The following is a 23,792-nucleotide window of genomic DNA, read 5'->3' as shown; positions in this document are numbered from 1 at the left end:
GGACCTACATCAGCCTCACCCGAGCAGCCTGATCAACAACTCATGACACATCTATCGGGACTTCCCCTTGACACATGTCTCGGGACAGCACAGTCCGCGCGGAACGGTAACTGTCCAAGATCTCGTCGCGGCGCCGGTCAGGCGATGGTGCAGGGGGTGTTGTTGACGGTGAAGGCGGTCGGCTTCGGGTTGGCGCCGCTGTACGTGCCGTTGAAGCCGAAGCTCACCGACGCGCCGGCCGCGATCGTGCCGTTGTAGGACAGGTTCGTGGCGGTCACCGCCGCGCCGCTCTGGCTGACCGTCGCCGACCAGCCCTGGCCGACGCTCTGCCCACCGGGGAAGCTGAACCGCAGCGCCCAGCCGTTGATCGCGGTGGTGCCGGTGTTGGTGATCGACACGTTGGCGGTGAAGCCGGTGCCCCAGTCGGTGGTGGCGTACCCCACGGTGCAGGTGCCGCCGACCGGCGGGGCCGCGGTGGTCACCGCGACCGGCGTGGACGCCGCGGAGGTGTTGCCGGCCGCGTCCACGGCCACCACGTAGAACTGGTACGCCGTCGAGGCGGTCAACCCGGACACCGCCTGGGTGGTGCCGGTCGGCGAGCCGACCAGCACGTCGGTGGCGCCGGCCTCGCGATAGACCCGGTAGCCGGTGACGCCCACGTTGTCGGTCGACGGGGTCCAGGCCAGGGTGAGCCCGGTGGCGGTGACGGCCGAGGCGACCGGCGTGCCGGGTGTGCTCGGCGCGGTGGTGTCGGCGGTGCCGGCCGGTGGTGTGGTCACGCTGAGCTTCGGCGAGGCGGCCGACTCGTTGCCCGCGCCGTCGCGCGCCACGATGGTGTACTCGAACGTCCGTTCCGGCAGCAACGTGGTGATGGTGATCGAGTTCTCGGTGACCCGCCGGGTGGCCACCACGTCGTTACCTACCATGAACTCGCGGACGTCGTACCCGGCGAGGCCACTGCCGCCGCTGTCCGTGGAGGGCGCCCAGGTCAGGGTGACCGACCTCGGCGTCAACTGCGACGCCACCGGGGTACCCGGGACGGTCGGCTTGGTGGTGTCCGGCACGACCGGACCCGGCTCCTCGCCCCAGACCCGGGTGGTGCCGGAGTAGAGCGGCACCTTCCGGTTGGGCCCGGCGGTGGCCTGGTACGACGGGTCGTTGGTCGGGTCCCAGGTGCCGCCCTCCGGCACACCGACCTTGAACTGGACCTCCATCCGGTGCTGCGACTGACCCGCCGGGGCGATGGTGTACCCGGCGCAGTCCACCTCGACGTACCAGATGTCACCGCTGAACTGCTTGGCCGTGGTCGGGGACGGGCAGCCCTGGGTGTAGCCGGCGGTGACCTGCACGGGGCCGGTGCCGTCGGGCCGGAAGTAGTACCGGAACCGGCCGTCGGTCAGCGCACGGGCCGGGAACGCGGACTTGTTGTAGACCATCACCTTGAGCCCGGTGGCCCGAGGTTCGGCCTGCGTCACAGTGGTCTCCACGGTCAGCTCGTCGATGTCCGGCGTCTCGGCGACCGGGAAGTTCGCCAGCGGCGTGCCGCCGTACTCGGAGGTCAGCCGGACCAGCGCGGACGTGAAGCCGGCGTTGTAGTCGGTGGCCACCTCGTTCATCACGTAGTCCGACCGGCTGTCGCTGTACGCGTCGTTGGCCGAGGACGGGCCGCCGACCAGCGCGCCGTAGAGGGTGTGGCGGGTCTCGACGGGCACGGTCTGGCTGTCCCACCAGGAGCCGTGCGCGGTGCGGTGGTGCGGGTTCTTCGGTGCGTTGGCGCCGAACCCGATGACGTAGCTGGAGTTGCGCGGGTTATCGCCGAGCGCGTAGTTGATCTGCCTAACGGCGAAGTCGTGGTAGCGCGCCTTGCGGGTGGTGTCGGTGGTCTTGTCGCTGTAGACAAGCGCGGCGAAGGAGGTGTTCGCGGCGTAGCGCAGCGCGCCCCAGGAGTCGAGCACCGCCATCCCGCCCGGCGAGTACGGCACCCGCTGCCCGTTCACGCCGACGGTCCAGTAGTCCAGCCACCGGTTGGCGTCGTCGACGTACTTCTGCTTGCCGGTCAGGTTGGCCAGCAGCACGTACGCGCCGAACTGCTTGTTGTCCCAGGCGATGGTCCACTTGTAGGAGCGGGTGGTGGACTGGTTCTCGGTGCCGAGCTTGTCGTACTCACTCTCGGCCTTGGCCAGGTAGCTGGCCTCGCCGGTGGCCCGGTGCAGCCAGATCGCGGCCCAGACCAGCTCGTCCTGCCAGCCGCTCCACGAACGGTAGAAGCTCGTGGCGTCGGTGATGCACTCGTGGTAGGACTTCCGCACCGTGTCGGCGAAGGTGTAGAGCTGGCGTGCGTGCCCGAGCAGCCGGTCGGCGTAGGTCGCGTCGGTGGGCCGGAACACCATCGAGGAGGCGGCCATCGCGGCCGCCGTCTCCCCCGCCAGGTCCGCGCCGCCACAGCTCGCATCGATCTTGTACGCGGGCCGCGCCATCGGCATCACCTCGGCCGGGCCCCACCACTTGTGGTCGTCGTCGCCCTTGCCGACCTGTCCGTAGAGGACGTTGGCCGACGGGTGCGCCTTGATGAAGTAGTCGTTGACGAACCGCAGGTTGTTGAGCAGGTGCGGCAGTTGCCCGGAGGCGGTGTAGCCGCTGCGGTACTCCACCGCCCCCCAGGCGAGCATGGTGGCGCTGAACGCCATCGGGAAGCCGAACTTGACGTGGTCGCCGGCGTCGTACCAGCCGCCGGTGAGGTCCACCCCCGCGCTGGCGCCGTCGGTGAGCGCGCTGTCGCCGCGCCAGGAGACCCGGTTCCAGTCGGGCAGTCGACCGGACTGCTGCGCCTCGTAGAAGAGCAGCGACTTCTGCAGCGCCTCGGCGTAGTTGTAGGTCGCCGCGGGTGCGGCGGCAGCGGGCGACGTCGTCGGCCCGGCGGCCACGAGGGACAGCCCGGTGAGCAGGGCGACGCCGGCGGCCAGCAGCCGCCGTGGCCAGGGCTGGTCGGCGACCGGTGACCGACCGGGTTGGCCGCTGGACGGCCGGGTCAGGTGGCGCATGGCGGGCTCCTGTCGGAGGCGCCGCCGGCGGTCGCACCGACGCGGGACGGCGTACGGGCGGCACGGCCACCGGCGACAGCGGGGGTGGCGGTGTGACCATGGGTCATGGAAGCGCTCCCATGGATAACCGACAATGTAATGGTCGGCTCGACGGTTGGGAAGCCCGCCACCTGGGACCGAGGCGCGCGACGCCGCTTCCGTACTCACGGGTAACCACTGCGGACCATCTCACACCATCGATACAGATCGATGCTCGCCTGACGTTTGCGCAGCTCACCACGGAAGCATCCGGAAAGATCCTCGCGCCGCTGGAGCGCCTACGCGGCCAGCCAGACAAACGTACTGTTGCTGACCCACTACCAAGCGCGAGACAGTACCGCTCACCAGCGGTGCCGTCGACGCCGCCGCTCCCCGGTCAACCCTGAGGAGAAGCGATGGCACTACGACTCGCCGATGACACCGCCTGGACCGACATCCTGGCCCGCGCGGTGGCCGTCACCCCGGAGGCGTTCGGCGCCGAGGTCGACGGCGTCACCACCCTGCACAATCTGGTCGAGGGCGAATGGCGGGCGGTCGGCCAGCCCGTCGCGGTCCGCACCCCGGTGGACAACACCGTCCTCATCAACCTGCCCCGGGTCGACGCGGCCACCGCGCGCGCCGCGGTCGCCCACGCCGCCACCGCGCACCGGACCTGGGCCCGGACCCCGCTGGCCGACCGCAAGGCCCGGGTCGCCGACGCGCTCGACTCGCTCACCGCCCACCGCGACCTGCTCGCCCTGCTGCTGGTGTGGGAGATCGGCAAGCCGTGGCGGCTGGCCTGCGCCGACGTGGACCGGGCGCTCGACGGCGTCCGCTGGTACGCGGGCGAGATCGACCGGATGCTCGCCGACGGCCGCGAACCACTGCCCGGCCCGGTCAGCAACATCGCGTCGTGGAACTACCCGATGAGCGTGCTGGTGCACGCCGAACTGGTGCAGCTCCTGGCGGGCAACGCGGTCATCGCCAAGACCCCGTCCCAGGGCGGCGCGGTGTGCCTGACCGTCGCGCACGCGCTGATGCGCCGGGCCGGGTTGCCCGCGACACTCGTCTCCGGCAGCGGCGGAGAGCTGTCCGAGGTGCTGGTGCGGGCACCCGAGATCGGCGCGGTGGCATTCGTCGGCGGCCGGTCCAACGGCGGCAAGGTGGCCGCCGCGCTGCTCGACAGCGACAAGCGGCACTTCATCGAGCAGGAGGGCCTCAACGCCTGGGGCATCTGGAACTTCTCCCAGTGGGACCTGCTCGCCACGCACCTCAGGAAGGGCTTCGAGTACGGCAAGCAGCGCTGCACCGCGTACCCCCGGTTCGTGGTGCAGCGCGACCTGGTCGACGAGTTCCTCGACATGTACCTGCCGGTCGTCCGCTCGGTCCGCTTCGGTCACCCGCTCGCCGTCGGCGACGACTGGGCCGCCGGCGACCCGCTGCCCGAGCTGGACTTCGGGCCGCTGATCAGCGCCGCCAAGGCCGACGAGCTACGCCGCAAGGTCGACGAGGCGGTCCGCGGCGGCGCGATCCCGCTGCACCGGGGCAAGCTCACCGGCGCGCCGTTCCTACCCGGACAGGACACCTCGGCATACGTGGCGCCGTCGGTGCTGCTCGCCCCGCCCGGGCGGTCCCGGCTGATGCACGCCGAACCGTTCGGGCCGGTCGACACGATCGTCGTGGTGGACACCACCGACGAGCTACTGGCCGCCATGAACGCCTCCAACGGCGCGCTGGTGGCCTCGCTGGCCTGCGACGACACCGACGAGGCCGGCAAGCTCGCCGTGGACCTGCAGGCGTTCAAGGTGGGCATCAACAAGCCACGCTCACGCGGTGACCGGGACGAACCGTTCGGCGGCCGGGGCGCCTCCTGGAAGGGCGCGTTCGTCGGCGGCGACCTGTTGGTGCACGCCGTCACCGTCGGCGGCGACGGCCGGCTCTACGGCAACTTCCCCGACTACAACAGTTACCCCACCACCTGACGACCGGTCCGGAGAGGTCCCCTTGTGGACGCTCGGCGTGCACAAGGGGCCCTCGTCGGGCCCTCGCTAGGGCGTGGAGAACGCGCCCGTCCGGTCCGCCGGGGCGGCCACGGCGAGCGGAACGGTGAGGGTGACCAGCCCGCCGTCGCGCTCCGCCGCGGCGGGCCGGCCCAGCCGGTGCAGCGTCCGCAGCATCGGGTCGTTGCTGGCCTGGACGTGCAGCACCAGCGCCGCGTACCCGGACCTGTCGGCGTGCTGAGCCAGCCGGCGTAGCAACGCCGAGCCGAGCCCACGCCGCTGCCAGTCGTCCCGCACCAGCAGCGCCACCTCGGCCTCGTCGCCCTCGCCAAGCAGGTTCGCCATGGCGACCACCGACTCGGCCGTGCCGTCGGCGCCGGCGGTCGTGGCGATCAGTGTCAGCCCTCGGCTCGGCTCCAACAGCCGACGCAGGCGGGCCGGCTGCGGCAGCGCGCCGCCCAGATAACGCCGCTGCCGGCTGTGCGGGGAGCACGCCTCGTGCAGCTCCAGGACGCCCGACAGGTCGTGGGCGCTGGCCGGCCGGACGGCCACCTCCGCGCCGTCGGGCAGCACCAGAGTGACCTGTTCGGCGGCCCGGCGCGCCACGGTGGCCGCCAGCTCGACCAGGGCCTGCGCCCGCGCGTACTCCGCCGGGGTGAAGTCGGGCGCGGCCCGGCGCAGCGCGAACGAACCGCCCGCCGGGTCGGCCAACAGCATGCTGGCCCCGGTGATCCCCCGTTCGACGCCCACCGACGCTGGTCGCCAGCTGACGACGTCGGCGGCGAGCAGGGTCCGCAACGCCTCGCCCGTCGCGTCCGGGTCACGCACCAGCCGGTTGGCCAGCCCGAGCACCCGGGTGGGCTGGTCCGCCAGGCCACGCGCCTCGCTGCGCGCCACCCAGCAGTCCCGGCCCCGACCCCGCTCGACGGCGGCGATCAGCTCGGCCTCGTCGAGCGCGTCCGGCGCGTCGACCAGGAAGTCGTCCACCGCGCCCTGCTCGGTGGGCTGCACCTGCACGGTGAGGATGTTGACCCCGCGCAGCGCGAGGCTCGCCGTGAGCACCGACAGGTAACCCGGTCGGTCGTCCACCGTCGCTCGGATCCGCCACAACGTCATGGTTGGCTCCCTTCCCCGGTAAGAGCCTCACCCGCGCCTGTTGCCGCCCGGTTGCCCGGCGGTGTCGGCCCGGGAACTCCTCGGGCCGCTCAGGGGCCGGCGACCACCGGCGGCGCGCCGACGAGGTCGAGGCGGTCACCGAGGATCACCGCGCAGGCGCGGACGAGCTGGGTGAGCCGGTCCACCTCGGTGCTGTGGAACGCCGCGGCGGAGAGGGTCTCGCTGCGCTCGCGGGCCACCACCAGCACCAGGCCCGCCCGGCCGAACGGCGCGATCGCGTGGTGGGTGCCGTCGGGCGTGGTCATCGAGCGCCCGCGCAGCGGGGTGACCTCCGGCAGCCGCAGGGGTACCGGGGTACGCCAGCTCGCGTGCCCCACTGTCGCCCCGCCACCGCCGGTCCGGGAGGCCCAGTCGACCGGCACCACGGCACCCACGGCCCAGTCTGCGGCCAACAACCCGGGCACCGCGTCGACAAGGGTGGCCAACCCGTCGGCCGGGTTGGCCGCGACCTGTGCCAACAGTTCCGCGTCCTGGCCGGTGGTGGTGGGCGCGCCGATCGCCCGCCACACACCGTCCACCCGCACGCCCGGTATCGCCGCGAGGCCAGCCAGCAGCCGCTCCACCCGAGCCGCGCCCGGCCAGACGACAGTGAAGTCGTCCACCGCGCGCCCGCCGAGCCGTTCGAGGACCACCACCTGGACGATGTCCGCCCCGGAGACGCCCAATGTGCGGGCGACCTGACCGAGGGTGCCCGGACGGTCCGGCAGGGTGACCCGAACTCGCAGCAACATGTCTGTCCCTCCGCTCGGCGGGCCGGCGAAAGAGCGACCGGCAGGCTGGCCCCAGCCTGGTAGTTGACCATTTCGTCCCTGTTGCAGGGGCATGTCCCGAGCGGAAATTCTGACCTTGACAACGTGAGCGGGCTGCCATCAACTAGTCGGATGAGCGATCCGGCCGTCGATGAGTCACGGCCGGGGGCCGTTCCCGTCTCCCCAGCGGGGCTGGCCCTGGACCGTCTCGCCGACTACCTGGCGGAGCACCGACCCGACCTGGCCGTCGGGCCGCTGCGGGCCCAGCTGATCGCGGGCGGCAAGTCCAACCTCACCTACCTCCTGCGCCTCGGCGAGCGCGAGGTCGTGCTGCGCCGCCCGCCGCTGGGGCACGTGCTGGCGACCGCGCACGACATGGCGCGGGAGTTCCGGGTCATCTCGGCGCTGGCACCTACCGAGGTGCCGGTCCCGGGTGCGCTGCTGCTCTGCGCCGACCCCGAGGTGATCGGCGCGCCGTTCTACCTCATGGAGCGGATGCCCGGCGAGGTGTTCCGGACCCGCGCGCAGACCGACCCGCTGGGCGACGAGCGCCGCCGGGCCCTCGCCATGGCGATGATGGACACGCTCGCCGCGCTGCACAGCGTCGAGCCGTCCACGGTCGGGCTGGCTGACTTCGGCCGCCCCGAGGGCTACCTGGCCCGGCAGGTCCGCCGCTGGGCCGGGCAGCTCGACCGCTCCCGCAGCCGTCCACTGCCCGGCATCGACGAGCTGCGTGACCTGCTCGCGGCGACCGCCCCGGAGGGCGCGAACGCCGGCCGGATCGTGCACGGCGACTACCGGCTGGACAACCTCCTCGCCTCGGCCGACCCGGTCGCCGTGCACGCGGTGCTCGACTGGGAGATGGCCACCCTCGGCGACCCCCTGGCCGACCTGGGACTGCTGCTGACGTACTGGGACGTGCTCGGCGGCAGCGACACCGCCGCGGGCAACCCCGTCGCCGACGGGCTCGGCCCGCGCGCCGGCTTCCCCACCGGCAGCGAGCTGATCGACAGGTACGCCGGGCGCAGCGCCGTGGACGTCGGGCCGCTGCACTGGCACGTGGCGCTGGGCTGTTTCAAACTCGCGGTCATCTGCGAGGGCATCCACTACCGCCACACGCTCGGGCAGACGCTCGGCGAGGGCTTCGACCGGATCGGCGAGATGGTGGCACCGCTGGTCGCGCACGGGCTGACCGCCGCCAGGGAGCGGTGATGGACTTCTCATACGACAGCCGGACCGAGGAGCTGCGCGGCGAGCTGACCCGGTTCCTGACCGAGCACGTCTACCCGGCCGAGGCCGTGCACGCCGAGCAGGTGGCCGCCGGGGACCCGTGGTCGCGTACCCCGGTGTTGGCCGAACTGAAGGCGGAGGCCCGCAAGCGCGGCCTGTGGAACCTCTTCCTGCCCGACCCGCGCTACGGCGCCGGCCTCACCAACCTCCAGTACGCACCGCTGGCCGAGCTGACCGGGCGCAGCCCGCACCTGGCGCCGGAGGCGGTCAACTGCGCGGCGCCCGACACCGGCAACATGGAGTTGCTGGCCGAGTTCGGCTCCGAGGCGCAGCAGAAGCGCTGGCTGATGCCCCTGCTGGAGGGTGAGATCCGCTCGGCGTTCTGCATGACCGAGCCGGACGTCGCGTCCTCCGACGCCACCAACATCGCCACCCGGATCACCCGCGACGGCGACGAGTACGTGATCAACGGGCGGAAGTGGTGGTCGTCCGGTGCCATGGACCCGCGCTGCGAGATCTTCATCGTGATGGGCAAGACCGACCCCACCGCCGACCGGCACCGCCAGCAGAGCATGGTGCTGGTCCCCCGGGACACCCCCGGGGTGACCGTACGCCGGGGCATGACCGTCTTCGGCTACACCGACGGTTCGCACGGCGGGCACGCCGAGATCGACTTCACCGACGTCCGGGTGCCCGCGGAGAACCTGATCGGTGCCGAGGGCACCGGCTTCGCCATCGCCCAGGCCCGGCTGGGTCCGGGCCGGATCCACCACTGCATGCGATTGATCGGAATGGCCGAGCGGGCCCTGGAGCTGCTCTGCCGCCGCGCCAACGAACGGATCGCCTTCGGCCGACCGCTGGCCGAGCAGGGCGTGGTCCGGGAGTGGATCGCCGAGTCCCGGGTCCGCATCGAGCAGGCCCGACTGCTGGTGCTCAAGACGGCCTGGCTGATGGACACCGTCGGCAACAAGGGCGCGCACACCGAGATCCAAGCCATCAAGATCGGCACGCCGGCGATGGCGGAGTGGGTGATCGACAAGGCGATCCAGGGGTACGGCGGCGCCGGCGTCAGCCAGGACACCCCACTGGCCGCACTCTGGGCGCAAACCCGCACCCTGCGCCTCGCCGACGGCCCCGACGAGGTCCACCGCAACTCCCTGGCCAAGCGCGAACTCCGCCGCTGGACGACGTAACCTCCGCCTGACCGCCGGGCGACAACCCCGCCCACCCACCAACCCGCACACGCCCACCGCACCCGCAGGCCCGCAGCCCCCGCAAGCCCCAAGATCGCGCTCGATCCTGGATGTAGTGGTGTCCGGTCGCCGGGAGGCCACTCGATCCAGGATCGAGCACGATCTTGCCCGCCAGCCTTCTTGATCATGAGGTTGGCGAGGTGGGATGCCGGAAATGTCCAGGCCAACCCCATGATCGACACGCACGACGCGGGGACGGGCGCCGGGCGGGGAGCGGTGGGTCAGGCGGAGGCTCGGTGGACCAACTGGGTGTCCAGCAGGATGTGGGAGGCGGGTAGCTCCTCGCCACGGATCCGGGCCACCAGCAGGCGGGCCATCTGCCGGCCCATCTCCTCCACCGGCTGGAAGACAGTGGTCAGCGGCGGCTCCGCCTGTCGGGCGATCGTCGCGTCGTCGAAGCCGATCACCGCGACGTCCTGCGGTACGCGCAGGCCGGCCTCGCGCAGGGTACGCAGCGCGCCGAACGCCATGAGGTCGGAGGCGACGAAGACCGCGTCCAGGTCCGGGCAGACGTCCAGTAGCCGGCGCATTCCGGCCGCGCCGCTGCCCTCGCTGAAGTCGCCGTACGCGATCAGGTCGGGGTTGACGCTGGCACCGGTGGCCTTGACCGCATCGGTGTAGCCGGCCAACCGCGCCAGGCCGGCACCCATGTCCTGCGGACCGGCGATGGTGGCGACCCGTCGCCGCCCCTGCCGCGCCAGGTACTCCACCGCCTGCCGGGCCCCGCCAACGTTGTCCACGTCGACAAACCAGGCCGGTTGGGCGCCGGGTTGCAGCATCCGGGCGGGCCGACCGCCGAGCACGGCGGGTAGGCCGCGCTCCTCCAGCAGCGTCGGCAGCGGGTCGGAGTCGTGCAACGACAGCAGCAGTACGCCGTCGACGTGCTGGTTGGTGAGGTGGTGCTCGACCCGCTCCCGCTCCACCGGCGACTGCGCCATGGCCAGCCAGAGCTGCATGGGCGTCTCCAGCAGCCCGGAGCTGATCCCCCGCACGATCGCGGCGAAGAACGGCTCGGTGAAGACCCGCTCGCCGGATTCGGACACCACCAGCGCGACGGAGTCGGTGCGCTGGGTGACGAGCGCACGGGCGGCCCGGTTCGGCACGTACCCCAGCTCCGCGATGGCCTGTTGGACCGCGGCCCGGGCCTCCGGGCTGACCTGGGGCGAGCCGTTGACCACGCGGGAGACCGTGCCCCGACCGACGCCGGCGCGCGCCGCGACCGCGTCGAGGGTCGGGCGCCCGAGCGACCGGGTGCGCTGCGTTGTCATCGTCTGCTCCTCCGACGGCGGACGGACCCGGCGCCACCTGCCAGAGGCGGTCGCCGGGGCCGTCCTGATGGCTGGCCCGAGCCTATTGTGCGGCCAGACCGTTGCGCCGGATCACCGAGGCGTACCACTTGGCGCTGGACTTGGGGGTGCGGACCTGGCTGTCATAGTCGACGTGGATCATGCCGAACCGCTTGGTGTAACCCCAGGCCCATTCGAAATTATCCATCAACGACCAGGCAAAGTATCCCCGCAGCGGCACTCCGGCGTCGATCGCCTCGTGGGCGGCGCGCAGGTGGGCGTCGAAGTAGGCCAGCCGATCGACGTCGTCGACCTGCCCGTCGACCACCGAGTCGACGAACGCGGAACCGTTTTCGGTGACGTACAGGGGCAGGTCGGTGTAGCCGTGCACCCGGCGCAGCGTCTCGGCCAGGCCCGGGGCGTCGATCTCCCAGCCCATGTCGGTGACCGGGACGCCACGGGTGACGAACCTGACATCCTCGCTGCCCGGCCAGCACGACGGGGCCGGGTCGGCCTCGACGCCCTCGACCGGTGCGGCGACCACGTGCCGGCTGTAGTAGTTGACCCCGACCAGGTCCAGCGGCGTGGAGATGGTCTCCAGGTCGCCGTCGTGCACGTGGTCGAAGTCGGTCACCGTGCTGAGGTCGGCCACCAGGTCCTCCGGGTACGACCCGCGCAGCAGCGGGTCCAGGAAGAACCGGTTGGCCAGCCCGTCGATCCGCCGGGCGGCGTCCCGGTCGGCGGGGGTGTCGCTGGCCGGGTCGACGGGGTAGAGGTTGACTGTCACGCCCACCTCGGCGGCCGGGCGGACGGCCCGCAGTGCCTGCACGGCCAGGCCGTGACCGAGCATCAGGTGGTGTCCGGCGCGCACCGCGTCCGCTCCGTCGGTGCGGCCGGGGGCGTGCACGCCGGAGCCGTAGCCGAGGAACGCCGAGCACCACGGCTCGTTCAGCGTGGTCCAGTAGCGCACCCGGTCACCGAGCGCGTCGGCCACCAGGGCGGTGTAGTCGGCGAAGCGGGCCGCGGTGTCCCGGGCCGGCCAGCCGCCGGCGTCTTCCAGCGGCTGGGGCAGGTCCCAGTGGTAGAGGGTGAGCCACGGCTCGATGCCGTTGCCCAGCAGCTCGTCCACCAGTCGCCGGTAGAAGTCCAGGCCACGCGGGTTGGCCGCGCCGGTACCGGCGGGCTGCACCCGGGACCAGGAGACCGAGAAACGGTACGACTTCAGGCCCAGCTCGGCCATCAGCGCGACGTCGTCACCGAGGCGGTGGTAGTGGTCGCACGCCACGTCCCCGGTGTGCCCGGCGACGACTCGACCCTCGGTGTGGCTGAAGGTGTCCCAGATCGACGGGGCACGGCCGTCCACGGCCGCCGCCCCCTCGATCTGGTACGCCGCCGTCGCGGCCCCCCAGAGGAATCCGGGTGGAAAGGTCAGCCCGGGGCGCTCGTCGAGGACGTCGACGGCGGGTGGGCTGGCGGGGTTGCTCACGACTTGACGGCACCTTCCATGATCCCGCCGATGATCTGGCGGCCGAACACGAGAAAGACGAGTACGAGGGGGATGGTGCCGATCGCCGTGGCGGCGAACACCTGGGAGTAGTCGGTGTAGTAGGCGTACGACAGGAAGGAGAGCGAGACCTGCAGGGTCGGGTTCTCCGGGGTGAGGATGGCGTACGGCCAGATGAACGAGTTCCAGGTCTCCATGAAGGTCAGCAGACCGAGCACGCCGGCGGCGGGACGCAGCGCGGGCAGCACGATGCTCCAGTAGATCCGGAACGTGCTCGCCCCGTCGACACGGCCGGCCTCGATCAGCTCGTCGGAGATGGCCTGGCTGGCGTACTGCCGCATCATGAACACGCCGAAGGCGCTGACCAGGAACGGCACGGTGACCGCGTAGAGGGTGTCGTACCACCCGAGGTCCTGCATCATGCCCCAGAGCGGGATGAGCCCCATCTGCGTCGGGATCATCATGGTGACGATGATCGCCAGCAGGAGGGCGTTGCTACCCCGGAACTTCAGCTTGGCGAAGGCGAACCCGGCCAGCGAACCGGTGAGCACCACCGACAGCGTGACCACCGAGGAGACGATGATCGAGTTCATCATGCCGGTGAGGAAGTTGGCGGCGTCGTTGTCGAGCACCCGCCCGAAGTTGTCACCGAACGCTCCGCCGGGGGTCAGCGGCGGCGGCACGTCGTTGATGGAGTCCAGGCTGCGACTGCCGATCACCAGCATGTAGTAGAACGGGTAGATCGACAGCAGCGCCGCCAGGACGAGCGCCACGTAGGTCAGCGGGCTGGTGCGCCACAGGCGCTGGGAAGCCGAGATCATCGATCTCTCCTCACTTCGCCGAGCGGCGGACGAGTAGGAAGTTGAGCAGCGACACCACAACGATGATCATGAAGATCGCCCAGGCGACCGCGGCTCCGTAGCCGGCGGTGTTCAGGTTCGCGATGCCCATCTCGTACATGTACATGGCAAGCGTCTGGAACTCCCGCTGACTGCCGCCGAGAATGTTGCCGTTGGCGAAGAGCAGTGGCTCGGTGAAGAGCTGCATGCCGCCGATCGTGGACAGGATGACCACGAAGGTGAAGGTGGGCTTGAGCATGGGCAGGGTGATCTGCCAGAACTGCCGCCACGGGCCGGCGCCGTCGATCTCCGCGGCCTCGTAGAGGTCCTTCGGGATCGCCTGCATGCCGGCGAGCAGGATCAGGGTGTTGTAACCGGTCCACCGCCAGTTGACCATCGACGAGATGGCGAACCAGGAACTCCACCGCTGCCCGTCCCAGTCGACCGGGTCGACACCGACGAGGCCGAGCAGCCAGTTGAACAGGCCGAACTCCCGCTGGAACAGCATCCCGAAGACGATCGCGACCGCGGCCACCGACACCACGTTCGGCATGAAGATTGCCATCCGGAAGAAGGTCTTGGCGCGCAGGAAGGTCCGGTTGAGCAGGTTCGCCAGGAAGAGGGCGAGCAACAGCTGCGGGATGGTCGACAGGGCGAAGATGCCGAACGTGTTGACCAGCGCGTTCCAGAAGTACTCGTCGGAGAACAGCCGGGTGTAGTTATCGAAGCCGATGAACGAGTGCTCGCCGATCATGTCCCAGTCGTGCAGCGACATCCAGGCGGTACGCACCATCGGATACAACCCGAACGCGCCGAAGATCAGGAAGAACGGTGCGATGTAGAGGTACGGCGAGTACTTGACGTCGAGGCGGTTGAGTAACCTTCCCCGGCGCTGCCGGGAAGGGAGGTCGGGAGAAGGCGGTGCTGCTGGCGACGGCGGTGCCGTCGTAGCCGACAGGCTCATGCGAATTTCCTTTTCCGGCGAGGCCCGGGGGCCCTGGCGCAGGGCGCTACGCGGAGGGGACCGGCCGGTGGCGTCCGGGAAGCCCCGAACGCCACCGACAGGGAATCACTCAGAAGGCACCCTGAGTCTTGGCATCCTTCGTGAACTGCTCCCAGGCCTTCGCCTTGTCGGCCTGCCCACTCTCGAACGCCCGCAGGGCCGGCTCGAGCGCGTTCTCCTTGACCGCCTGGTGCTTCGGGCCCAGGTGCGTCGGCTGGATCTTGGCGACGCTCTCCCCGAAGATCTTGCCGGTCGGCGCGTTGCTGAAGTACTCGTTGGTGTAGCCGATGAACGCCTCGTTCTTCAGCGCCTCAAGGTTCGTGGGCAGCGGGCCCTTGGCCTTGAAGGCCTCCACCTGACTCTTTGCGTTGGTCAGGTACTCGGCGAGCTTCGCCGCCTCCTTCGGGTACTTGCTCTGCGCCGGAACCGCGAGCCACGACCCGCCCCAGTTACCGCCGCCGCCGGGCACGGACGCGACGTCCCACTTGCCCTTGTTGGCCGCACCGGAGTTCTCCGAGACGATGCCGAGCATCCAGGACGGGCAGAAGGTTGCCGCGAAGGTGCCCTGCTTGAAGCCACCCGACCACTCCGGCGACCAGGTCTGCGCCTTGGCGGAGATGTCCGCCATCGAGGTGGCGGTGTCCCAGGCGTTCTTCACCGCGGGGCTGGTGTCCGCGATGATGTTGTCTTCCTTGTCGTAGAACAGGTCACCGTTGCCCTGGAACATCACGCCGTTGGAGACGGCGGTGATCGAGTCGATGAACGCCTTGCCGCCGCTGCCCTGCTTGTACTTCAGACCGGCGTCGTGGAAGCCCTTCCAGTCCGGCCAGAGCGCCGACACCTGGTCGCGCTCGGTGGGCAGACCGGCAGCCTGGAACAGGTCCTTGCGGTAGCAGACGGCGAGGCTGCCGACGTCGGTCGGGAGGCCGATCAGCCGGCCGTCCGGCGCCTTGCCCAGCTCCCACTTCCAGGGCAGGAACTCCTTGGAGTGGTCGGCGACCAAGGGGTTGAGGTCGGCCCAGTTGCGCGCGTTGGGCTTGAACTCGTTGAGGATGCCCTCTTCCAGGGCGGTGACGTCCGCCGCGCCCTTGCCGGTGGCCAGGTAGCGGACCAGCTTCGGCCGGTACTCGGCGAGCTGCGCGGTCTTGCGCAGCTCGACCTTGATGCCGGTGTCCTTCTCGTACTGCTTGACAAGCTCTTCGTAACCGAACTCGCCGAACGTGTCGACGACCAGCTTGGCCGGCTTCTCGCCGGCCGCCGGCTTGTCGTCGTCGTTGCCGCAGGCCGCGAGACCGCTGATTGCGGTGATCGCGGCCAGGGCAGCGGCCGCCAGGCGGGTACGCCGCGTGGTGACACTCATGCGCTGACCCCTCTTTCCGGTGGTGAGGCTGATGTGTGTGGTGGGGGGTGCTCATCGCGCCAGGCCGGGGATGCGTGAGTGACCCATGCCACCTCCGGGAGCGCTCCCATGAGATTGCCGGCGGGTAACGGGAGTGTCAATAGGGCGTTGGGAGCGTTCCCAGATCGTTACCGCTGATCACTCAGGCACCGCCCACCCGCCGAACACCACCCGCCCCACCCCTGTTGATCAAGAGGTTTCGGTCAGGAAAAGCGGCTCCGCTGACGCAAACCTCTTGATCAACAAAGGTGGGGCGGGGGGATCAGCTGAAGCGGCGGAGGAGGGTGGTGGCGCGGGCGGGGTCGAAGCGGGACGGGTCGAAGGTCGGACCCGCCCAGTCGCGCAGCATCGCCTGGCGGGGGCCGACGGGGGACGTGCCGGTCTGGTCGTCCAGGGCTTCCAGGAGTGCCTGGTAGCCCGACGGCCCGCCGATACCCTCCGGCGGGCAGGCCCGCTCGCCGGCCAGACAGACCGGGTACCGCTCGTCGGGATCGGCGGTCACCGCGTCCTCCACGACCAGGTCGTGCTCCCACCAGTCGCCGAAGTCGTACGTGTAGGAGAACCGGCTGCCCTTGCCGAGCACCGCGTCGAGCCGCACGTCCAGCTCGTCGTGCAACGCCAACTCCCCGTCCGGGTCCGGCTCGCCGTACTGCATCGCGTCGATCTCGAACGAGTGCAGGTGGCAGTCCCGCCAACCCATCGCGTGCTGCACCACCCGGTGTAGCCGGTCCAGCGTGTAGCCGGCCGGCACGAGCACCCGGCGCCACACCGGCGGGCGGGTCCCGGCGAGGGACATCTTCAGCTGGAAGATCTGACGCGACATGCTGTCCTGTCCTCCCGCGGCTTAGGCTGCGAGCATGATCTGCCGAGCGTGCCGGGCCCGGCGACACGACGACTGCCCGGGCCGGAACTGGTGCGACTGCCAGCACCGTACCGCCGAACCGACCCCTCCGGTCACCGGTCCGGCCGGCGAATGACCGTCGGAATTCCGATCCGCCGGCTCTGGCCCGAGCCGTCGACGCAGCCGCTCGACGACACCGCGCTGACCGCTCTCTACGGCCGCGCCGACGAGCCCCGGCTGCGGGTGAACTTCGTGGCCAGCCTGGACGGGGCGGTCACCGTGGACGGCTACTCCGCCGGGCTCTCCGGCGAGCCGGACAAGCGGGTGTTCGGCCTGCTGCGGATGGTCTGCGACGCCCTGGTGGTGGCGGCCGGCACGCTGCGCCACGAGGGGTACCGGGCGGTCCGCCTCAACGAGCGCCGCCGCGCCTGGCGCCGCGCCAACGGGCTGGCCGAGTACCCGACGCTCGTGGTCGTCTCCGGTTCGCTCGACCTGGATCCGGCGCAGGCCGCCTTCGCCGACGCGCCGACCCGCCCGGTGGTGCTCACCCACGCCGACGCCGACCCGCCGCCCGGGCTGACCGACGTCGCCGACGTGCTGCGCTGCGGCACCGAGCGGGTCGACCTGGCCGCCGGTCTCGCCGAGCTGCACCGACGCGGGCTGACCCAACTGCTCTGCGAGGGTGGCCCACACCTGTTCGGCGCGCTCACCGCCGCCGACCTGGTGGACGAGCTGTGCCTCACCGTCTCGCCACTGCTGGCCGGGCCCGGCCCCGGCCGGATCACCGCCGGCGACGCCGCACCACCCCGGCACCTGACACTGCGGCACGTGCTCGCCGCCGAGGACGGTGTCCTCCTGCTCCGCCACGCCCGCCGGTGACCCGCCGTCGCCCGGTCACACACCCACCGTCGTGAGTGTGACGGCGCAAGGTGTCGTCCGCCGCGTCGCGTGGCGACCTGTCGTACTCCTCGGGCAGGATGCACAGCATGGTTCCCGACCGTGCCGCCCGACCGACCCGAGTCGCCCGATGAGCGACGCCGACCTCGACAGCCCGGGCGAGGCGGTCGGGCGCGTGCTGGGCACCGCCGACGCCACCCCGTTGCAGTTCTGGACGGCCGTGGCACCCGGCAGCTACCTCCAGCTCGACGACGTGGTGGTCACCCGACGGGAGCTGCCGGACCGGGAGCCGGTGACGATCGCCGGGGTGGTCACCCAGGTCCGCGCTCGGCACGAGGGCGCCCAGTTCGACTCCGACGTGTTCGCCATCGCCGACGGCACGCTGCCCGCGCAGGTGCAGGAGGCGGCCGAGGTCACCACCACCCGGGTCGACCCCGAGTTGTACGTGCCGCCGACCCCGGGCGCGGTGGTGCACCGGGCCGAGGGCGACGCCCGGGCGCGCGCGCTGCACTTCGACCGGATGGAACGGCGCATCCCGATGGGGATGGGTCGGGACGGCGTCCCGGTCTACCTCAACGCCGACTTCCTCGACGGCAGCCGTGGCGCGCACGTCTCCATCTCCGGCATCTCCGGGGTGGCCACCAAGACCAGCTTCGCCACCTTCCTGCTCTACTCGGTGTTCCGCTCCGGCGTGCTGGGCGGCGACGCGGTCAACGCCAAGGCGCTGATCTTCAACGTCAAGGGTGAGGACCTGCTCTTCCTGGACCACCCCAACACCCGCCTCGACGAGCCCACCCGAGCGGCGTACGCGAAGCTCGGGTTGAGCGCCGGCGCCTTCCCCGACGTGCGGGTCTACGCCCCGCCCCGGGTCGGCGACGCGGCCGGCACGCCGGATGTGAGCAGCCGGCTCACCGGGGTCGACTCGTTCTACTGGACGCTGAGCGAGTTCTGCGCCGACCGCCTGCTGCCGTACGTCTTCGCCGACGCCGACGACGAGCGCCAGCAATACACGATGGTGGTCCACTCGGTGGCCGCGCACCTGGCCCGCTACGCCCAGCCCGCCGACGGCGGGGTGAGCATCGACGGGGTCCGGCTCGGCTCCTACGGCGATCTGGTCGACCACATCGTCGACCAGCTCAACGACGACGAGACCCGCTCCGACTGGGCGGGCAGCGCGGTGGGGCTGGGCACCGTCAACGCGTTCGCCCGGCGGTTGATCGGCAGCAAGAAGGACCTCGCCCGGCTGATCCGCGGTGACCTCGCGACCCGGCGCCCCCACTCGATCAACACGAGCGAGTCGGCGCAGGTCACAGTGGTCGACCTGCACAACCTGCCGGACCGCGCGCAGCGGTTCGTGGTCGGTGTGACGCTCAAGAGCGAGTTCGAGCGCAAGGAGAAGTCCGGCACCGCCAAGCCGCTGCTCTTCGTCGTCCTCGACGAGCTCAACAAGTACGCCCCCCGGGAGGGCTCCTCCCCGATCAAGGAGGTCCTGCTGGACATCGCCGAGCGGGGCCGCTCGCTCGGGGTGATCCTGATCGGCGCGCAGCAGACGGCGAGCGAGGTGGAGCGGCGGATCGTCACCAACTCGGCGATCCGGGTGGTCGGCCGGCTCGACCCGGCCGAGGCGTCCCGTCCGGAGTACGGCTTCCTGCCGCCCGCGCAGCGCCAGCGGGCGTTGCTGGCCAAGCCGGGCACCATGTTCGTCAACCAGCCGGACATTCCGGTGCCGCTCTGCCTGGAGTTCCCGTTCCCGGCCTGGGCCACCCGGGTCTCCGAGGCGGGCCGGGCACCATCGGAGACGCTGCGCTCGATCACCCAGTCCGCGGACCCGTTCGCCGTGGTGGGCTCCGGCGGCGGCAGCACCGACGACGACATCCCGTTCTAGCTAGGGGCCAGCACAGGTGAGCGCGAGGAGTGAGCTTGCGAGCCCCGCAGTCGCGAACGAAAGGCCAGCACAGCCATGAAGATCCTGCACACCTCGGACTGGCACGTGGGAAAGGTCCTCAAGGGGCAGTCCCGGGCCGACGAGCACAAGGCCGTGCTGGCCGGGGTGATCGAGATCGCCCGTGCCGAACAGCCGGATCTGGTGATCGTCGCTGGTGACCTCTACGACACCGCCGCGCCCAGCTCGGAGGCGACCCGCCTGGTCACCCGGGCGTTGACGGCGCTGCGGCGGACCGGCGCGGACGTGGTGGCGATCGGCGGCAACCACGACAACGGCCCGGCGCTGGACGCGCTGCGCCCGTGGGCCGAGGCCGCCGGCATCACGCTGCGCGGCGGGGTGCGGGAAAATCCGGACGAGCACGTCATCGACGGCACCACCGCCGGTGGCGAGCGGTGGCGGCTGGCCGCGTTGCCGTTCCTGTCCCAGCGGTACGCGGTGCGCGCGTTGGAGATGTACGAGCTGACCGCCGCGGAGACCAACCAGACGTACGCCGACCACCTGGGCCGGGTGCTGGGTCGACTGACCGAGGGCTTCACCGAACCGGACCGGGTGCACCTGGTCACCGCGCACCTGACGGTGACCGGCGCGGCCACCGGTGGCGGCGAGCGTGACGCGCACACGGTGTTGGGCTACGCCGTTCCGGCCACCGTCTTCCCGGCCACCGCGCACTACGTGGCGCTGGGTCACCTGCACCGGGCGCAGCGGGTCGCCGGCCCCTGCCCGGTGCGGTACAGCGGCAGTCCGCTCGCGGTCGACTTCGGTGAGCAGGAGAACGTCCCCTCGGTGACGATGGTCGAGGTGACCGCCAGCACCGCCGCCCGGGTGCGGGAGGTGCCGGTCACGGCGGCGAGCGCGTTGCGGACGGTGCGGGGCACCCTGGCCCAGCTCGCCGAGATCGAGGCACCGGACGCGTGGCTGCGGGTGTACGTGCGGGAGCAACCCCGCGCCGGCCTGCGCGAGGAGGTCCAGGAGCTGCTCCCCCGGGCTCTGGAGATCCGGATCGACCCGGAGCTGTTGGCCGCGCCGGGCAGTGGCGCTCGCATCGCCCAGCGATCGGGGCGTTCGCCCCGGGAGTTGTTCGCCGACTACCTGGACAGCCGGGGCCACGCCGACGAGGGTGTCCGGGAGCTCTTCGACGAGCTTTTCGAGGAGGTCGAGCACTGATGCGTCCGATGCGGTTGGACATGGCCGGGTTCACGGTCTTCCGGGACGAGACGACCGTCGACTTCACCGACGCCGACTTCTTCGCGCTGATCGGCCCGACCGGCTCGGGCAAGTCGACAGTGCTGGACGCGATCTGCTTCGCCCTCTACGGCATGGTGCCCCGCTGGGGTGGCGCCCGAGGGTTGGCGAACGCCCTCGCGCCGTCGGCGACCGAGGCGCGGGTGCGGTTGGTCTTCGAGTCCGGCGGTGCCCGGTACGTGGCGACCCGGGTGGTCCGCCGGGACGGCCGGGGCAACGTGAAGACCGCGAACGCCGGGTTGCAGCTCATGCCGGCCGGCTTCGACGTGACCAAACTGGACACCGGGTTGAGCCCGGACGACCTCGGCGAGGTGGTGGCCGGCACCCCCGCCGAGATGGAGCAGGCGGTGCTGGAGGCGGTGGGGCTGCCGTACGAGCAGTTCACCAGCTGTGTGGTGCTGCCACAGGGGCAGTTCGCCGATTTCCTGCACGCCAAGCCGGCGACACGGCAACAGATCCTGGTCAACCTGTTGGGTCTCGGCGTCTACGAGGACGTGCAGAAGAAGGCGACGGCGCGCGCCGCGCAGGCGGAGGCCCGCCTGGAGGCGGTCGACCAGGTGCTGGCCGGGTTGACCGGCGTGGACGACGAGGCGTTGGCCGAGGCCGACGCCCGGGTCGACCGGATGGCGGAGCTGGCGGCCGCGGTGGCCGAGGCGGTGCCGGAGTTGGCGGCGGCCCGGGTCACGGCACGGGAGGCCGCGGCGGCGCTGACCGCGCTGGACGACGAGCTGACCGTGCTGACCGGGGTGCGCGCGCCGGGTGGGGTGACCGAGGTCGCTCGCGCGGTCGCCGCGGCGCGGGCCGAGGCCGAGGCGGCGGCGACCGGGGTGTCGCTGGCCGAGGAGCGGGAGGACAAGCTGCGCGGCGAGCTGGCCGCCGCCGGTGACGAGAGCGCGCTGCGACTGCAACTGCGGGCGTACGACGATCGGGACCGGCTGGCCGGCGAGGCCGACACGGTCCGCGCGACGGTGCGGGCGGCGAACGACGAGCACGCCGCGGCGGTGGCGTCCCTGGCCGACGCACGTGTGGTCGCCGAGCGGGCCGACGCCGAGCTGGAGGCGGCCTTCCGGGCGCACGAGGAGGCGAAGGCCACCGACCTGGCGGTGAGCCTGCGGGTGCACCTGCACGCCGGCGCGGCGTGCCCGGTGTGCGAGCAGCCGGTGGCCGAGGTGCCGGCGGTGCCGGCCGATTCGGCGGTGGCCGCCGCGACGGCGGCGGGGAAGGCCGCGCGGGCCGCGACCAAGGCCGCGCAGGCGACCGTGCAGCAGCGGGACACGGCGGCGCGCGAGCTGGAGCGGCTGCTGGTGCAGGCGCGAGCCCGGCAGGAGCAGGTGGAGGCCCGGCTGGCCGAACTGGACGGGCAGCTCTCCGGTGCGGCCGAGCCGGCCGTGCTGCGCCGGGAGTTGGCCGAGCACGCCCGGTTGCGGCGCGCGCTGGAGGAGGCGGCGACGGCGGTCCGGGCCGGCCGCGAGGCCGCCCGGCAGGCCCGGGCCGGGGTGGACGCCGCCGAGGAGCGGCTGCGGGCGGCGTGGCGGGCCTTCGACACCGCCCGTGACGGGTTGGCCCGGTTCGGTCCACCGGCGACCGACCGGGACGACGTGGCCGCCGCGTGGGCGGCGCTGACCGGCTGGGCGACGACCGAGGCGGAGCGCCGCCGCGCCGACCGGGCCGTTCGGGCCGCCGCCGTGGCGGAGGCCGAGGCGGTGGCCGACGGCGTGCAGCGGGCCATCGCGGGCATCTTCGCGGCCGCCGACGTGCCGGTCGGGGACGACCCGGTGCACGCGGCGACCGTGGCGGTGGAGCGGGCCGACGCCGACCGGCGGCGGCTGCACGAGCGTCGCGAGCAGGCCGGGACGCTGCGCGAGCAGCGGGCGGGGCACGAGCGGGAGGCGCAGGTGGCGCGCGCGCTCGCCGGGCACCTGCGTGCCAACAACTTCGAACGGTGGTTGCTGGCCGAGGCGTTGGACCTGCTGGTCGACGGCGCGTCGGGGATCCTGCGGGAGCTCTCCTCCGGGCAGTACGAGCTGGTGCACGACAAGGGCGAGTTCGTCGTGGTCGACCACCACGACGCGGGGCTGCGTCGGGGCGTGCGCACCCTCTCCGGCGGTGAGACGTTCCAGGCGTCGCTGGCGTTGGCGTTGGCGCTCTCCGAGCAGTTGGCCGGGATGTCGACCACGGCGGCGAGCCTGGAGTCGATCGTCCTGGACGAGGGGTTCGGCACGCTCGACGCCGCCACCCTGGACACGGTCGCGGCGACCCTGGAAAACCTGGCGGCCCGGGGCGATCGGATGGTCGGCGTGGTCACCCACGTGCCGGCGTTGGCCGAGCGCATCCCGGTCCGCTTCGAGGTGCGCAAGGATGCCCGGTCCGCGCGCGTGGAGCGGACCGGCCGGTGAGCGACGCCGCGTTCTTCGTGGATTCGTGGGATCCGGCGTACGGGGCGTCGTTCGAGGCGTCCGCCGCCGGGCCGGCCGCGCCGAGCAGCGCGCAGGTCGAGGCGGACGTGGAGGTGCCCGCCGTGGACTGGCGGGCCATCGGGGTACGCCCGGGGGTGCGGGCGCCCGACGTGGTGTTGCTTGTCGACGGGGTTCGCCGCATCGACGCGAGCATCTGGACGGCCGAGACCGACGGTGGGTCGTTCCCCGGGTTGGCCGCCTCGTACGCGGCCGGGGTGGTCCGGTGCGACCTGGGCCGGGGTGCCGCGCAGTTGGCGGGTACCCGGGTTGGTCGGGGCCTGTTCACCGCGAGCCCGTCGGCGCAGGATGTGGTGGCGGGCGCGATCCGCTACCCGGTGCACCGGGTGGGTGGCACCGGTGAGCTGGCGAAGCTGCCCGCCGCCGTGCAGGGTCCGCTGACCGCGTTGGAGGTGGCGGTGTCCGACGCCGCCCGGGTCGACGGTGACCTGTTGGTGGTGGACGGCCCGTTGCGCAGTCGCCGGCAGTTGCCGCGCACCCTGGGCTACATCAAGACGCAACACAGCCAGTACCTGGATGCCCGGTTGACCGCTGTGGTGACCGGTATGGCGTCGGGTGAGCGGTCCCCGGTGTTCCGGCTCGGCACCGCCTGGGGCGGTTGGTCGTGGTATTTGCGGCTTCCGGTGGCGATCGGCGCGCCGTGGGCTGGCATCGTCCGGGTGGAGTGCTCCGCCGACCTGCCCGTCGAGGCGGCGATCGAGCTGGCCGACCTGTCGCTGGTCACCCTGCCGCGCTTCGCCTCCACCCCGTACAAGGATCCGCGTGCCCCACAGAACCTGATCCCGATCGCCGGCCTGGAGCGCCGACTGCGGGCCCTGCTCGGCGATTCCCGGCTGCTGCACCGCGCGTTGACCACTGCGGCACGCGCCGCCCGTTGAACGCGGATACTGGTTCC

At 71.7% G+C, this 23,792-nt stretch carries 17 protein-coding genes; 8 read left to right on the top strand and 9 right to left on the bottom strand.

Annotation, left to right across the window (positions count from 1 at the left end; all coding sequences use genetic code 11):
• Positions 1-137: 137 nt before the first annotated feature.
• Positions 138-3,041, bottom strand: coding sequence for a glycoside hydrolase family 9 protein (locus tag ACFYL6_RS32710; RefSeq protein ID WP_387177080.1), 2,904 nt, complete (start codon positions 3,039-3,041; stop codon positions 138-140).
• A gap of 434 nt (positions 3,042-3,475) precedes the next feature.
• Between ACFYL6_RS32710 and ACFYL6_RS32705 the strand changes: the two genes are divergently transcribed.
• On the top strand, positions 3,476-5,041 hold the full coding sequence (locus ACFYL6_RS32705; RefSeq protein ID WP_387177079.1) for an aldehyde dehydrogenase family protein: 1,566 nt from the start codon (positions 3,476-3,478) through the stop codon (positions 5,039-5,041).
• Between the two features lie 66 nt (positions 5,042-5,107).
• On the opposite strand, the gene ACFYL6_RS32700 is transcribed toward ACFYL6_RS32705, so the two are convergent.
• A complete protein-coding gene (locus ACFYL6_RS32700; RefSeq protein ID WP_387177078.1) occupies positions 5,108-6,175 on the bottom strand; it encodes a GNAT family N-acetyltransferase in 1,068 nt (355 codons plus the stop codon).
• Positions 6,176-6,264: 89 nt separating this feature from the next.
• Positions 6,265-6,966 (bottom strand): amino acid-binding protein, encoded by a 702-nt coding sequence (locus tag ACFYL6_RS32695; protein ID WP_387177077.1) that lies wholly within the window; start codon positions 6,964-6,966, stop codon positions 6,265-6,267.
• 150 nt (positions 6,967-7,116) lie between these two features.
• On the opposite strand from ACFYL6_RS32695, the gene ACFYL6_RS32690 reads away from it, so the two are divergent.
• Positions 7,117-8,196 (top strand): phosphotransferase family protein, encoded by a 1,080-nt coding sequence (locus tag ACFYL6_RS32690; protein ID WP_387177076.1) that lies wholly within the window; start codon positions 7,117-7,119, stop codon positions 8,194-8,196.
• Positions 8,196-9,407: an acyl-CoA dehydrogenase family protein gene (locus ACFYL6_RS32685; protein ID WP_387177075.1), complete on the top strand. Its 1,212-nt coding sequence runs from the start codon at positions 8,196-8,198 to the stop codon at positions 9,405-9,407. The genes ACFYL6_RS32690 and ACFYL6_RS32685 overlap by 1 nt, the downstream gene beginning before the upstream one ends.
• Positions 9,408-9,688: 281 nt before the next feature.
• On the opposite strand, the gene ACFYL6_RS32680 is transcribed toward ACFYL6_RS32685, so the two are convergent.
• The 6 genes from ACFYL6_RS32680 to ACFYL6_RS32655 form a co-directional block, all read right to left on the bottom strand.
• On the bottom strand, positions 9,689-10,735 hold the full coding sequence (locus ACFYL6_RS32680; protein ID WP_387177074.1) for a LacI family DNA-binding transcriptional regulator: 1,047 nt from the start codon (positions 10,733-10,735) through the stop codon (positions 9,689-9,691).
• Between the two features lie 82 nt (positions 10,736-10,817).
• Positions 10,818-12,239, bottom strand: coding sequence for a GH1 family beta-glucosidase (locus tag ACFYL6_RS32675; protein WP_387177073.1), 1,422 nt, complete (start codon positions 12,237-12,239; stop codon positions 10,818-10,820).
• A complete protein-coding gene (locus ACFYL6_RS32670; RefSeq protein WP_387177072.1) occupies positions 12,236-13,078 on the bottom strand; it encodes a carbohydrate ABC transporter permease in 843 nt (280 codons plus the stop codon). The genes ACFYL6_RS32675 and ACFYL6_RS32670 overlap by 4 nt, the downstream gene beginning before the upstream one ends.
• Before the next feature lie 10 nt (positions 13,079-13,088).
• Positions 13,089-14,060 (bottom strand): carbohydrate ABC transporter permease, encoded by a 972-nt coding sequence (locus tag ACFYL6_RS32665; RefSeq protein WP_387177071.1) that lies wholly within the window; start codon positions 14,058-14,060, stop codon positions 13,089-13,091.
• Between the two features lie 109 nt (positions 14,061-14,169).
• Positions 14,170-15,459 carry an ABC transporter substrate-binding protein gene (locus tag ACFYL6_RS32660; RefSeq protein ID WP_387177070.1) on the bottom strand — a complete coding sequence of 430 codons (1,290 nt, stop codon included), beginning with the start codon at positions 15,457-15,459 and terminating at the stop codon, positions 14,170-14,172.
• A gap of 301 nt (positions 15,460-15,760) precedes the next feature.
• A complete protein-coding gene (locus tag ACFYL6_RS32655; RefSeq protein ID WP_387177069.1) occupies positions 15,761-16,321 on the bottom strand; it encodes a plasmid pRiA4b ORF-3 family protein in 561 nt (186 codons plus the stop codon).
• 150 nt (positions 16,322-16,471) lie between these two features.
• Here ACFYL6_RS32655 and ACFYL6_RS32650 point away from each other — a divergent pair, with 150 nt between their 5' ends.
• The 5 genes from ACFYL6_RS32650 to ACFYL6_RS32630 all read left to right on the top strand — a co-directional run bounded on the left by ACFYL6_RS32650 (position 16,472) and on the right by ACFYL6_RS32630 (position 23,775).
• A complete protein-coding gene (locus tag ACFYL6_RS32650; protein ID WP_387177068.1) occupies positions 16,472-17,218 on the top strand; it encodes a pyrimidine reductase family protein in 747 nt (248 codons plus the stop codon).
• Positions 17,219-17,366: 148 nt separating this feature from the next.
• Positions 17,367-19,121 (top strand): ATP-binding protein, encoded by a 1,755-nt coding sequence (locus ACFYL6_RS32645; RefSeq protein ID WP_387177067.1) that lies wholly within the window; start codon positions 17,367-17,369, stop codon positions 19,119-19,121.
• A gap of 75 nt (positions 19,122-19,196) precedes the next feature.
• Positions 19,197-20,345, top strand: coding sequence for an exonuclease SbcCD subunit D (locus ACFYL6_RS32640; RefSeq protein ID WP_387177066.1), 1,149 nt, complete (start codon positions 19,197-19,199; stop codon positions 20,343-20,345).
• Positions 20,345-22,819 carry an AAA family ATPase gene (locus tag ACFYL6_RS32635; protein WP_387177065.1) on the top strand — a complete coding sequence of 825 codons (2,475 nt, stop codon included), beginning with the start codon at positions 20,345-20,347 and terminating at the stop codon, positions 22,817-22,819. Before ACFYL6_RS32640 ends, ACFYL6_RS32635 begins: the two co-directional genes overlap by 1 nt.
• Complete coding sequence (locus ACFYL6_RS32630) at positions 22,816-23,775, top strand: hypothetical protein (protein WP_387177064.1); 960 nt, start codon at positions 22,816-22,818, stop codon at positions 23,773-23,775. The genes ACFYL6_RS32635 and ACFYL6_RS32630 overlap by 4 nt, the downstream gene beginning before the upstream one ends.
• The last annotated feature ends 17 nt before the right edge of the window (positions 23,776-23,792 follow it).

It is taken from the genome of Micromonospora sp. NPDC007208 (assembly GCF_042869175.1).
GTDB classification, from domain to species: domain Bacteria; phylum Actinomycetota; class Actinomycetes; order Mycobacteriales; family Micromonosporaceae; genus Micromonospora; species Micromonospora foliorum.
This window is presented reverse-complemented; position numbering and strand designations above follow the sequence as displayed.